We start from the raw sequence: 12,473 nt of genomic DNA, 5'->3' as shown, positions 1-12,473 counted from the left end.
ACCATCCGCTTCACCATCTGAGACTTGAATGCATCCGTGTACGGCACTGCGTCCTGTCTGCTCTCGCCCCCAAGGCGTGGTCATCCCGGCCATTCAGCCGAGGCGACAACTTCCCTGACACAGGGGGTGACCGTCTTGCCTGTACCCGTGGCGGAGACGAGCAGATTCCGGTGATGCCCGAGCTTTCGCGACAGGGCGATCTGTTCGAGCAATCGCTCCTGAAATGGCTCAGGCCGAAGCTCAATAGGGCTCAGTTCGATTTGAGAGCCATGAACGTTAGCGCTTTCCGTACGCGACAGGAACTGCTCCCGGTCATAGGGAACGAAGTCGCCGCTGTTCCAGTAGCTCTCGAAGACCGCGGCGACCTTATCGACCACGCTCTCATTGCGAGCGCGCGATGCTCGAACGTTCCATTCAAGGCCGCTGACCTGGGCAGAGTGGGTCAAGTTGGATGACCCAATATAGGCAGTGGAGAAGCCGGACTGCCGGTGGAAGAGCCATGCCTTCGCATGGAGGCGGGTGCTGGTCTGGTCGTAGGACACGCGGATGTCGGCTCCCAACTCCCGGAGCTCATCGAGCGCTCGGGCCTCCGTTGAGCCCGTGTAGGTCGTCGTCAGCACACGGAGGCGTCGACCTGCCTGACAATGGGCATGGAGCGCTCCGATCATGGGCGCAATGCCGCTGCGCCGGATGAACGCCATGACGACATCAATCTGGTCTGCTGAGTGAATCTCCGCGAGAACCTGACTGCCAATGCGGGGCTCGCCGGGGGCATTCGTGAGCAGGGTCGTGTCGAGGAGTGGAATGAGTGGCTCGGAGAGCGTCTCGGTGCGGCCATCCGGGAGCTTCCCAAGGATGCTACGAAGCATGCTGCCGGGCTCCACTGGCCGCTCACTCAGGAGGGTGCTTGCTTCTGTTGCATCAACCACCAACTCAACGACCTTGCGCGCCAGGGCCGTGCCGATAGCAACACGCTCTTTTCGGTCGAGCGAGGCGAGTGCTCGTTCAACCACGCGAGCCAGGTGAAGACCGATTCGGTCCGCTGCCTCTGCTTCATGCAGCGCCGACCGGTTGGCCTCCAGTCGATGGTCCAAAGCGCCGAGAGGACCTTCGAGCGCTTCGGTGATCAGGGCCTCGTAGAGACCGCGTTCGTTCTGCGACATCCTTGGATTCTACCGCACATGCGCGCCCTGGCTGGACGTAACCTCCGACCGGGCTTCAGTCCCACGCAATCTGGTCGAAGAGCGCGCGCAGCCTGGCTCCACGGGTTGGGTGGAGATGCGTCACCCAGGCAATCCTTCCGTGAAGGTGCGAGCGGAAGTCGGAATGGCCGGCGGTGTTCTGACTGGCCGGCCCCCGTGTCCGGCACAGGTGCAGGACGGCCTTCAGCCGGTCGTAGTCCGCGCGGCGGATGGACGGGTGCTCGTTCACCACCACGCCCGCGAGCCACTGCTGGTGGCCCTGGGACATCACCCGCGTCTTGTCCTCACGAACCGTAAATCCCTCGTCGCGCACGATGCGGCGCACGCTCCGCAGCAAGCGGCGGATGCTCCCGGGCCTCGCGGCATCTCCTGAAAACGCCAGGTCGTCCGCGTAGCGCGTGTAACGGAGGCCCAGGGCCGCGGCGAGCGCGGACAGCCGGACGTCGAGCCCGTACGCTGCGAGGTTCGCGAGCGCGGGCGAGGTCGGCGCCCCCTGCGGCAGGTGTTTCGCCTCCAGCCTTCGCGCCAGGAGCCAACGCGAGTCCACCTCCTGGACGTTGGTTGGCTTTCGGGCCTTCGCGACCACCGCCCCAGGCGTCCGGTTCGTGCAGAGCCCCACCAGTGCCCCCGCCACCCCATCCGGATACCCGGCGGCGCGGAACACGCCCCAGAGCCTCGGTGGCCGCACGGAGAGGAAGAAGTCCTCCAGGTCCAGCCGCACGACGACCGCCTGGCCTGTATGCGGTTCGACGAAGCCTCGGATCCCCCGGCCCTTCACGAAGCCATGCGCCGCTTCGTGCGGCGGAATCCTGTCCAGGATGCCGTGGAGCACCTTGCGCTGAAGCCTCGCGAGCTCATCGCCGGGCTGCTCCAGGAGCCGCTCACCCCCGCTGCGTTTGGGAATCCAATTGTAGCGATAGCGCCGCCAGCGCCCGGGCGGGGTCGTGTGCTCCAGCCCCGGCCCATCCGCGAGCCAACCCAGCTGCGCATCCGTCACCCCCAGCCACGCCGCGAGCTCCGCTTCAGTGGGCAGGGCCGGAACGGGCCACGGTTGGCGTCCCATCTGGGGTTCGGCGGTGAGCCAGCGCACGACCCGCACCGGCGCCGCGGGGTTCGCGCAGGCCTGCTTCAACGCGGGCCGTGTCGCGAGTATCTCCGCGAGCAACTCCAGCCTGTCGTGTGGTGGCCGGGGAAAGAACCGCAGCGTGCTCCTCACGAGCGGCACGAGCCACGGGAACCGGCCGCCCACGGCCTCGGCTCCGTTCGCGACCAGGCCGGCGCGCGTCCAGGGTGCCGCGAGGAAGGCGGACGCGAGCGCCTTCGCCACCACATTCCGTTCGCTCACCCGCCACGCATCCGGCATGCGGCGGCCCGGTCCCACCTGTCCCGTCTGGCGTGGCCAGTGTCGCAGCTTGCCGCGATGCCGGCCTCGCGTGGGGAAGTGCTCCGCATGAAGAATCCCCGGGGGTACCCCGGAGAGGCAGGGGACCGTGTCTCCACGGACCGTCTACCCGCTGGGTTTCCAGACCGCCGCATGACGCGAGGACCGTACATGGCACCGGCGCCCGGGTCGAGCCGGGAGGCCTTCATGGCTCCTCGTCCGCTCAGTCCTGCGCCGTGGGACGGACAATCACCTCGCCCACGTCCACGTCGGCGGGCTGCTCGATGGCGAAGGCCATGGCCCGGGCAATCGCATCCGGCGAAATCGCGAGCTTGTCCCGGACCTCCTCGAACCGGGCCCGGAGCTCCGGATTCTTCACGTGCTCGAGGAAGTTCGTCCGGGTCATCCCTGGTGAGATGACCGTCACCCTCAGCTTCGAGCCTGCCTCCTGGCGCAGGCCCTCGGAGATGGCTCGCACGGCGAACTTCGTCCCGGCGTAGACCGCCTGGCCGGGCACGATCCGGTGCGCAGACGTCGACGCCGTGTTGATGAAGTGTCCGAAGCCCTGCTCGCGGAAGACCGGCAGCGCCGCGGCGATGCCGTACAGCACGCCCTTGATGTTGGTGTCGACCAGCTCCTCCCAGTCGTCGACGCGCAGGTCGTCCAACGGAGAGGTCGCCAGGCTGCCCGCGTTGTTGATGAGCACGTCCAGCCTGCCAAACCGCTCACGGGCCATGCGGACGAGCCCGGCCACGTCCTCGCGCCGTCTCACGTCCGTGCGTGCGGAGAGGGCTTCTCCTCCCGCCTTCGTGATGCGCTCCACCACGGGTTCCAGCCGCTCCAGCCGGCGTGCGCCGAGGACGACCTTCGCCCCGCGTCCAGCGAGCAGCACCGCCGCTGCTTCGCCAATGCCGCTGCTGGCTCCGGTGATGGCAATGACCTTGTCCTGGATGCCTGACATGACGCCTTCCTGCCCGGCCAGGTGAGGGGAGGGCCGGGTCTGCGATGCAAGACGTAGCCATGCCGGGGCACGCCGGACTTGGACGTTGTTGGCATGGCGTGCAGGTCAACAACGTCCAAGCCAGGAGGGAGGCTCATCATTAGGATCCAACCGTGCCCGCGCTCCCTCACTCCGTCGTGGATGGCCCCCTGTCCATCCAGACCTTCCTGTTCCCGGAGCTGCCGGGCTTGCGACTGGTGCGCTACCGGACCGACGGGCGGCTGCTTCGCTCCGTGAAGGAACGTTTCTCCGTGATGCTGACGCAGCGGGGGCACTCGGAGTGGTGGGGGCGGGGAAAGGTCCATTCCTCCTCGCCCCGAACGGTCGACCTCAAGCAGATGGGCGAGGTGCACCGCGACCTGCGCCGCGATGGACCGGCCCGGTTCCAGGTCATCGCCTTCGACGAGTCCCTCGTCGCCGAGGCCCGAGAGGCGCTGGGCGCGCCGGCCTCCGCCCGGCTTCGCGAGCTCCAACTCGAAACATCGCGGCCCGCGGCGGCCGACTTCGTGGGCCTCCACGCAGTGCTGGATGCGGGCCTGGAGGGACGCTCCAGCGCGCTCGCGCTCCAGACGGCCCTGGCCGAAGCCCTCTCCTCGCTGGTCGGATGTCTGGAGCATTCAGGCGCAGTGGATCGGCGCTACCGCTGGCCCATCCGGCGCGTGGTGGAGGCCCTGCACGAAGCCATCCCGGAGGGCATCACGCTGGAGGCGCTGGCCCATCAGGTGGGCTGGAACCGGTTCCACCTGTGCCGCGCCTTCCGCGAGGAACTGGGCATGCCTCCACACTCATACCTCACCCACCTGCGCGTCTCGCGAGCTCAGCGGTTGCTGTCACAGGGACTGGCACCCGCGGAGGTCGCGCTCCAGGTCGGGCTCTATGACCAGAGTCTGCTCAACCGGCACTTCAAGCGCATCGTCGGCCTCACGCCGGGGAAGTTCGCGCGCGCCGTGCAGTGAGGCCGCCGTCACAGGACCTGGGGCGGCTCTAGCGGGAAGGCTCCCGGAAGACCGCTTCGATGTTGTTGCCATCCGGGTCCAGCACGAAGGCGGCGTAGTAACCGGCGGGATAGCCCGTCTCGACGCCGCGAAGTCCGGGCGGCCCGTTGTCGGCTCCGCCCGCCGCCACCGCGGCCGCGTGGAAGGCGTCGACCTGGGCGCGGCTCGTGGCGGCGAAGGCCGTGTGTTGCTTTACGCCGTGGGGATGGAAGCGGTCGATCCAGAAGATGGGGTAGTCCCGGCCATAGCCAATGCCATCCGCCCCCGTGTCCTGGGGAAGCTGCATGGCGCGGCGCAGGCCGAGCGCCCCCAACGCCGCGTCGTAGAAGGCCGCCGAGCGGGCGACGTCCGCGACGCCAATGCCGGTGTGATCAATCATGGCCCTCAGTGTATGGGCGCGAAGCCGCGCTCGCGCATCAGCGCGTCGAGGCTCGCGTCCTTTCCCCGAAACTTCCGGTAGCCCTCGAACGGGTCGAGGGTGTTGCCCACTGAAAGCACGTGCTCGCGCAGCCGGGCTGCCACCTTCGCGTCATAGGCACCTCCGGCTTCCTGGAAGGCCTCGAAGGCATCCGAAGCCAACATGTCCGCCCAGAGATAGCGGTAGTAGCCCGCCGCGTAGGCGTTGCTGGCGAAGACGTGTCCGAAATGGGGCATGCGGAAGCGCATGCCGACCTCCACGGGCGCACCCATCTGGCGGAGCACGTCGCGCTCGAAGGCGTCGGGGTCGATTCGCTTCGCGCCCGCCAGGTGCATCTTCATCTCCACCAGCGCGGAGGTGAGGAAGTCCACGGTGTAGAAGCCCTGGTTGAACGTCGCCGCCTTCTGGATGCGGGCGACGAGCGCCTGGGGCATGGGCTGTCCCGTCGTGTGATGCACCGCGAAGCGGCTCAGCACCTCCGGCGTGGCGAGCCAGTGCTCGAACAGCTTGGAGGGGAACTCCGCATAGTCGCTCACCACGCGGCCACCACCGAGCGATGGGTACGTCACGTCCCCGCTCAGCGTGTGCAGCGCATGGCCGAACTCGTGGAACAGCGTCTGGGCGTCACGCCAGCCGAGCAGCGCGGGGCCTCCCGCCCCCGGCTTCACGAAGGGCATGCTGATGGCCACCAGGGCCGGCACCTCGCCACGGAAGCGCTCCTGGACGCGGTACGTCTCCGTCTGCCCTCCGTTGTATTTGCCCTCACGCGCGTAGGGGTCGAAGTAGAGGAGCCCCCGCTCCCGGCCGCTCTCCCGGTCCTTGACGGCGAAGACGCGCACGTCCGGGTGGAAGACGGGCACGTCCGGCGCGGGCGTGAAGGTGTAGCCGAAGAGCTGGCCCGCCACCCAGAACATGCCCTCGCGCAGGGTCTCCAGATAGAGGTATGGCTTCACCTCGCTGTCGTCGAAGTCATACGCCTGCTTGCGCACCTTCAGACGCGATTGAACGTCCGCCCCGAGTCCTGGAACGCGGCGACGGTGTTCTCGAAGGTGGGGGGCTCCTTCGAGTCAGCGATGGCGGCGACCTCGCTCCGCGCCTGCGCCATGGCGGCTTCGAGCGCTGGAGCGAAGTCCTCCACTCGCGCGCGGTCGAACGGCGGGACGCCTCCATGGGGCCCGGACCAGGGCGCGAGCAGGGCATCCGGCGACGAAGCGGGGGCCGCGAAGGCCGTGCCCGCCAGGAGGACGAGACATGCTGCGATTCTGTGTCGTGGCATGCGGACAGAATACGAGCCAGGATTGAGCGGCATCCATCGAATGGAGTTCGCCCAGGAGCCACGGATGGCCGCACTCGACCGAATTGATCGCGAGATTCTGGAGGCCCTCCAGAACAATGCACGGCTGTCCAACAAGGAATTGGCCGCGAAGGTGGGGCTGGCCCCGTCGTCGTGCCTCGCGCGGGTGAAGCGGCTGGAGACGGACGGGGTCATCCGCTCCTATCGCGCGGACCTGGATCCACGCTCGCTGGGGCTGGGGCTCCAGGCGCTCATCGCCGTGCAGCTCCGGCTCCACGTGGGCGAGGCCTTCGGCAGCATCGGCGACCACCTGCGCTCGCTGCCGGAGACGGTGGCCGTCTATTGCCTGGGCGGCACGACGGACTTCCTGGTGCACGTCGTGTGTCGGGACACCGAACACCTGCGCGTGCTCACCATCCAGTCCTTCACCAGCCGTCCGGAGGTGAGCCGCATCGAGACGTCGCTGGTGTTCTCCTTCGCGCGCTCGGGGCTGCCGGTCGACCGCGGCGCCTGAACGTCACCGTGCGCCGCCCCCGCCGGGGCTCATGAAGTCCGCCTGGGGAGGGGATGAGGTTCTTCTCACGCGCGGGTGGCGAGGGCCGGACATCGCTCTATGCGTCGTGCCGGGACGGAAACGGCCACCGCTTCGGGGCATTACGCCTCCTTCCTCGCGGTGAGCGGCCCCGGTGGGTGATGGCGGGGACGGTGCTGTCGGGAGGACTGTCCTTCGATGTGGCACGGGAGTGCAGGGTCTTCCAGGGTCGTCACGCTGCTGCTGCTGTGTGGCGGCACCGCGCTGGGGGAGCCACTCACGCTGCGCCTGGCGCTCCTTGAAGCCAGGAGTCAGGCCCCGGCGCTCGCACAGGCCCGGGCGCAGGAAGCCGTGGCCCGCGGGGACGAGGAGGTCGCCCGGACCTTCTCCCCGCTGACCCTGACACTGGGGGGAGGGGGAAATGATCCCCGGTGGACCGTGGGGCTGACCCAGAAGCTTCCGGCCCCGGGCGCCCGGGCGGCCCGTGTGCTCGCCGCGGAGTTGACGGCCCGCGGCGCCGCCGACGAGCGCCGCGCGAGCGAGGCCACGGTCCGGGCGGATGCGCGGCGTGCCTACTTCTCATGCGTGCGCGCCCACCAGCTCCTGGAGACCTCCGCGCGCGCACTGGCGCTCGCGCGCGAGTCGGAGGCCGCCGCGGTGCTGCTCTTCGACACCGGCGCGGCTCCGGAACTGGACCTGCTCCAGGCCCGCATCGCCCGAGGCACCGCCGAAGTCCAATGGCTGACCCGCCAGGGTGAGCTCGCCGCCGCCACGGCGGCGCTGGCCCTGCTGCTGGGCCGGCCACCGGGTGCGGCGCTGGAGCCGGTGGACACCTCTCCGCCCGCCCTGCCTTCACTGGAGGCCGTCCTGGCCCGAGGCGCGCAATCCCCCGCCGCCGAGGCACGCCAGGCCGACGTGGCGGCGGCCGAGGCCTCCCTGCGGGCGTCACGTCGGGAACGGTGGCCCGTGCCCACGGTGGGGGTCTCCGTGGAGGCGGATGGCCCCGGGGGACGCAGCACGTATCTTCGCGGCGCGCTCGACCTGGACCTCTCCCTCCCTGGCTTGGGACGCGGAGAGACGGTCCGCGCCGCGGCCTCGCTGGAGCTCGCGCGCGCCCGCCAGAACGAGGAGCGGCGTTCCCGGTGGACGGAGCTCGTCTCCAGCCATGCGCGCCTGTCCGCCTCGCTGGCGGGACTCGCTCGCTACTCGGAGGAGATCCTCCCCGCGGTGGAGAAGACGGAGGGCATGGCCCTGGAGTCCTATCGCGTGGGCCGCAGTCCCCGGGTGGCGCTCAACGCCGCGCTCCAGACGGCCACGGAGACGCGGACGCAGGCCATCGAAGCCGCCTTCGCCGCCCAGTCCGCCTTCGCGGACCTCGAACTCGCCGCCGGGATGCCCCTTGATGAGCCCTAGATTCGCGCTGCTCGCCTGTCTCTTCGCCTCTGGCGTGGGGTGCCAGCGGACGCCGCCCGAGGTGGGCCCGCCGCCCCTGCCGCGCGTCCGCGTCGCCCTCGTGGCTCCGGGACGGGCCGTGCGCGAACTTCGCGTCGCGGGCCTGCTGTCGGCGCCGCCCGGGGGCGAGGTCCGGCTCTCACCGCTGGTGCCCGGGCGGCTGTCGCTGCTGCGCGTGGCCGAAGGGGACCGGGTGCGCGCGGGCGAAGTCCTGGCCCAGGTGGACACGCTCAACGCCGCCGCGGAGCTCCAGCAGGCGGAGGCCTCCCTGCGCGAAGCCACCTCCGCGCTCGAGGCCGCGAAGGAGAAGCGTGCGCGCACGGATGTCCTGGCCGAGCACGGGGTCGCGGCCCGTCAGGACGCGGAGCAGGACCGGAACGCGGAGGCCTCCGCCCGCGCCGCGGAGGCCCGGGCCCGGAGCGCCCTGGAGCTGGCGCGGCGGGGCATGGGGCGCACCTCGCTGCAGGCCCCCTTCGACGGAGTCGTGACGGCCATCGGCGTGCGGCAGGGGGAGAGGGTGGAGGGTGCGAATCCCCCCGTGGTCCAGGTCTCGGCGACGGATCCGCTGGAGCTGCGTGCGTTCGTCACCCAGCAGGAGGCCGCGGAGGTCCAACCCGGTCAACGCGCGACCCTCACCGTCGACGGGCTGGACGGTGCCCGCGAGGGCGAGGTCGCCGCGGTGTCCCCTTCCGTGGATCCGCAGAGCGGCAACGTGCTGGTCCGCCTGCGCTTCGCCAACCCGCGCGGGGAGCTGCGCCTGGGCGCGACCGCGCGAGCCCACGTCGTCGTGGCGTCGCTGGGCAGCGCGCTGGCCGTGCCGGCGTCGGCGCTCCTGCCCCAGGAGGATGGGGGCGTCGCGGTCGCGCGGCTCGGGGACGGGCGGGTCCACCGGGTGCCGGTCCACGTCGTCTCCGAGGACCTGGGCGGGGCCGTCGTCCAGGGGCCGCTCGCGGTGGGCGAGCGCGTCGTCGTGGAAGGGGGCTACTCCCTGCCGGATGACGCCGGGGTAGAGGTCCTGAGGTGACGTGGCTGACGCTGCTGCGGCGCAACGCGCCCGGGGTGGTGGTGCTGCTGGCGGCGCTGACGCTGGCGGGAGTGCTCGGCGCGACCCGCCTGCCCGCTGGCCTCTACCCGGAGGTGACCTTCCCGCGAATCGTCGTCACCGCGACGCTGAATGGCGCCAGCGCGCAGACCCTGCGGTTGTCCGTGACCGGCCCGGTGGAGGAAGCGCTGTCCACCGTCATCGGCGTGCGGCAGGTGCGCTCCCGGACCATCCGCGCGGCCGCGGAGATATCCCTCTGGTTCGACTCGAACGCGGACATGGAGCAGGCCCTGGGGCTCGTCAATGCGCGGCTCGCGGAGGTGCAGAACGCACTGCCCGCGGACGCGACGCTCTCCGCCGAGCGGCTCACCCCGTCGTCCTTTCCCATCCAGACCCTCGCCGTCACCGGGACGGTGGACCCTGCCCTGCTGCGCGAGTTCGCCCTGCGGACGCTGCGTCCCGGCCTGGCGGGCCTCGCGGGAGTGGGGCGCGTGGACGTGGTCGGCGGCGACGTGCGCGAGCTCGGCATCGCCGTGGACGCACAGCGGCTGGAGCAGGCGAAGCTGGACCTGCCCACGCTCGCCACCCAGGTGGGCAGCGCGCTCGTGCTCGAACCGGCGGGCCGGGTGGACGTGCACTACCAGCAGGCGCTGGTGGTGGTGCGGGGGCCGGTGGACTCGCCGGACCGGTTGGCGGCGCTCGTCGTGGGCGGGACGCCCGAGGCGCCCGTGCAGCTGGGCGACGTCGCGCGGATCCAGGAGGGACACGCCGACCGGCTCTCCCTGACGTACGCGAACGGCCGGCCCGCGGTGCTCGTCAACGTGGGCCGGCGACCCGGGGCGGACGCTGTCACCCTGGCGCGGGACATCCAGGCGGAGCTCGACCGGGTGCGAGCGGGACTGCCGCCGGGCATCGACGTCGAGCTCTCCTATGATCAGGCCGGGCTCATCGCCCGGTCCGTGGCTCACGTGCGGGAAGAGGTCATCCTCGGTGGGTTGCTCACGCTCGCGGTCGTGGGCCTCTTCCTGCGCTCCTGGCGGGCGATGACGGCCGCGGCGGTGGTGCTCCCGGCCACCCTGGCGATGACCTTTGGCGCACTCTGGCTCGTGGGCGGGACGCTCAACCTGATGTCGCTGGGCGGGCTGGCGGTGGCCATCGGGCTGGTGGTGGACGACGCCGTGGTCGTGGTGGAGGCGGTGTACCGCCGGGTGGCGGCGGGGACGGAGCGGTGGGCCGCGACCGCGGACGCGCTCCGGGAGATCGCCTGGCCCGTCACCAACTCCACGCTCACCACGGTCGTGGTCTTCGCGCCGCTGTCGCTGCTGCCCGGCGTGTCCGGCCAGTTCTTCACCGCGCTGGCGTTCACGCTGTGCACCGCCGTGTTGTTCTCCCTCGTGCTGGCCGTCACGCTGACGCCGCTGCTGTGCGGGTGGCTGCTCGTTCTTCCCGGCGGCCACCCCGCGCCCGAGCCTGTCATCCCGGGGTTCATGCTCACGCAGTGGCGTGCGCGGCCGGGAGTGCTGGTGGCAGGCGTGGTGCTCCTCACCGTGCTGTTGGCGTTGCTGGGCCGGGGCGTGGGGACGGGGTTCCTGCCGGAGCTGGATGAGGGCGCGTTCGTCGTGGACTACTTCACGCCGACGGGCACCTCGGTCGCGGAGGCGGACCGGCTGGGGCGCGCGCTGGAGGCGGTGGTCGCGGACATCCCCGAGGTCATGGGCACCAGCCGGCGCCTGGGCGCGGAGCTGGGGCCGCCGGCGGCCACCGAGTCCTCGCGTGGCGACCTGACCGTGTCGCTCTCTCCGCGGCGGACGCGCCATGGCCAGGACATCATCGAGGCGACACGCACGCGGGCGGAAGCCGCGCTTCCCGGAGTCCGGCTGGAGTTCGTCGAGCTGCTGCAGGACGTGCTCTCCGACCTGGAAGGCGCGCCGGATCCCGTCGAGGTCAAGCTGCTGGGGCAGGACGTCCAGGTGCTGCGGGATTTCGCGCCCCGCGTCGCCGAGCGGCTGCGGGACATCCCGGGCCTGGCGGACCTGTTCGACGGCGTCACCGGGTGCATTCCGGAGACCCACCTGGATGTGGACCTGGTCCAGGCGGGCCGTCTGGGGTTCACGACGCGGGAGGTGTCGGCGCAGGTCCGGACCGCGCTGTTGGGCGATGTCGTTGGGACGCTCCCCCGCGAGGGCCGGCAGGTGGACGTGCGAGTGCGGCTGCGTGAAGCCGACCGCATGGATCCCCAGGTTCTCCAGCGCCTGCGCCTGCGGACTGCCTCGGGGCAGATGGTTCCACTGACGCAGGTGGCGCGCGTGCGCCAGGAGTGCCAGCCCGCGGAGCTGCTTTCGGACAACCTGCGTCCGCTGGTGGCGGTGACGGGGCGGCTGGAGGGGCGGGACCTGGGCAGCGTCACCGCGGAGGTGGAGGCGCGGCTCGCCACGCTGGAGAAGCCAGCGGGGGTGGAGGTGCGGCTGGGCGGTCAGCGCGAAAGTCAGCGCGAGTCCTTCCAGGCCCTCGTGCTGGTGCTGGCGTTGGCCACGCTGGGGGTCTTCCTGGTGCTGACCTTCCACTTCCGCGGGGTCGTGCTCCCCCTGCTCATCCTGGGCTCGGTCCCCGTGGCGCTCGCGGCGGGCGTCGCCTGTCTGCGGCTCACCGGCACGCCGCTCAACGTCTCCTCGTTGATGGGCTGCATCCTGCTCGTCGGGCTCGTCGTGAAGAACGGCATCCTCCTGCTCGACCGGGCGGAGGAGGGACGCGCCGAAGGAATGGCCGCGGCCGAGGCCGTGGGCCACGCCACCTCCGTGCGTCTGCGTCCCATCCTCATGACGACGCTGGCGACGCTGCTGGGGCTCGTCCCGCTCGCGCTCGGACTGGGTGAGGGGGGCGAGCTGCAACGGCCGCTGGCCATCACCGTGCTGGGGGGCCTGTCCCTGTCCACGTTGACGGTGTTGGTGGGGCTGCCGGCGGCGTATGTGCTGGTGCGCCGTCACACGGCCTCCGCGAAGAGGTGAGGGGGAGTCACCTCGCGGCGCGGCTCCGCGGCCGGCGCTGTAACCTTTTTCCGTCCTCCTTCGTGGTGGCCGTTGGATGCCCGGAATGCGCCGGGCGCCGGGACGGAGGACGGACATGCAGGCGACGAAGGTGGCCGTGGTGGGCGGGGGAC

General features: G+C 70.8%; 9 protein-coding genes and 2 pseudogenes. 5 read left to right on the top strand and 6 right to left on the bottom strand.

Features of this window, described 5'->3' with window-relative positions; all coding sequences use genetic code 11:
- Window positions 1–128 precede the first annotated feature (128 nt).
- From D7Y11_RS37580 to D7Y11_RS37570, 3 genes and pseudogenes are all read right to left on the bottom strand, one after another.
- Window positions 129–1,163 (bottom strand): annotated as a pseudogene (locus tag D7Y11_RS37580) (phospholipase D-like domain-containing protein); the annotation flags it as partial.
- 55 nt (window positions 1,164–1,218) lie between these two features.
- Window positions 1,219–2,547 carry a reverse transcriptase family protein gene (locus D7Y11_RS37575; protein ID WP_126936082.1) on the bottom strand — a complete coding sequence of 443 codons (1,329 nt, stop codon included), beginning with the start codon at window positions 2,545–2,547 and terminating at the stop codon, window positions 1,219–1,221.
- A 259-nt stretch (window positions 2,548–2,806) separates the two neighbouring features.
- Window positions 2,807–3,544 carry an SDR family oxidoreductase gene (locus D7Y11_RS37570; protein WP_126936081.1) on the bottom strand — a complete coding sequence of 246 codons (738 nt, stop codon included), beginning with the start codon at window positions 3,542–3,544 and terminating at the stop codon, window positions 2,807–2,809.
- Window positions 3,545–3,696: 152 nt separating this feature from the next.
- On the opposite strand from D7Y11_RS37570, the gene D7Y11_RS37565 reads away from it, so the two are divergent.
- Complete coding sequence (locus D7Y11_RS37565) at window positions 3,697–4,539, top strand: AraC family transcriptional regulator (protein ID WP_126936080.1); 843 nt, start codon at window positions 3,697–3,699, stop codon at window positions 4,537–4,539.
- Between the two features lie 28 nt (window positions 4,540–4,567).
- Here the strand turns inward: D7Y11_RS37565 and D7Y11_RS37560 are convergent, their stop codons facing one another.
- The 3 genes and pseudogenes from D7Y11_RS37560 to D7Y11_RS44645 form a co-directional block, all read right to left on the bottom strand.
- Complete coding sequence (locus D7Y11_RS37560) at window positions 4,568–4,957, bottom strand: VOC family protein (RefSeq protein ID WP_120578823.1); 390 nt, start codon at window positions 4,955–4,957, stop codon at window positions 4,568–4,570.
- Window positions 4,958–4,962: 5 nt separating this feature from the next.
- Window positions 4,963–5,988 (bottom strand): annotated as a pseudogene (locus D7Y11_RS37555) (M3 family metallopeptidase); the annotation flags it as partial.
- Window positions 5,988–6,272, bottom strand: a complete 285-nt coding sequence (locus D7Y11_RS44645; RefSeq protein ID WP_172811250.1) for a hypothetical protein — start codon at window positions 6,270–6,272, stop codon at window positions 5,988–5,990. The gene D7Y11_RS44645 and the pseudogene D7Y11_RS37555, both read right to left, overlap by 1 nt.
- 64 nt (window positions 6,273–6,336) lie before the next feature.
- Between D7Y11_RS44645 and D7Y11_RS37550 the strand changes: the two genes are divergently transcribed.
- The 4 genes from D7Y11_RS37550 (at window position 6,337) to D7Y11_RS37535 (ending at window position 12,321) form a co-directional block, all read left to right on the top strand.
- Window positions 6,337–6,804, top strand: coding sequence for an Lrp/AsnC family transcriptional regulator (locus tag D7Y11_RS37550; protein ID WP_120578838.1), 468 nt, complete (start codon window positions 6,337–6,339; stop codon window positions 6,802–6,804).
- A gap of 216 nt (window positions 6,805–7,020) precedes the next feature.
- Window positions 7,021–8,235, top strand: coding sequence for a TolC family protein (locus D7Y11_RS37545; RefSeq protein WP_120578822.1), 1,215 nt, complete (start codon window positions 7,021–7,023; stop codon window positions 8,233–8,235).
- Window positions 8,225–9,298, top strand: coding sequence for an efflux RND transporter periplasmic adaptor subunit (locus D7Y11_RS37540; protein WP_121754687.1), 1,074 nt, complete (start codon window positions 8,225–8,227; stop codon window positions 9,296–9,298). Before D7Y11_RS37545 ends, D7Y11_RS37540 begins: the two co-directional genes overlap by 11 nt.
- Window positions 9,295–12,321, top strand: coding sequence for an efflux RND transporter permease subunit (locus tag D7Y11_RS37535; protein WP_126936079.1), 3,027 nt, complete (start codon window positions 9,295–9,297; stop codon window positions 12,319–12,321). The genes D7Y11_RS37540 and D7Y11_RS37535 overlap by 4 nt, the downstream gene beginning before the upstream one ends.
- Window positions 12,322–12,473 lie beyond the last annotated feature (152 nt).

Source organism: Corallococcus sp. AB018 (assembly GCF_003986945.1).
Lineage (GTDB): Bacteria > Myxococcota > Myxococcia > Myxococcales > Myxococcaceae > Corallococcus > Corallococcus exiguus.
The sequence above is the reverse complement of the archived record's forward strand: the minus strand, read 5'-3'. Positions and strand labels throughout refer to the sequence as shown.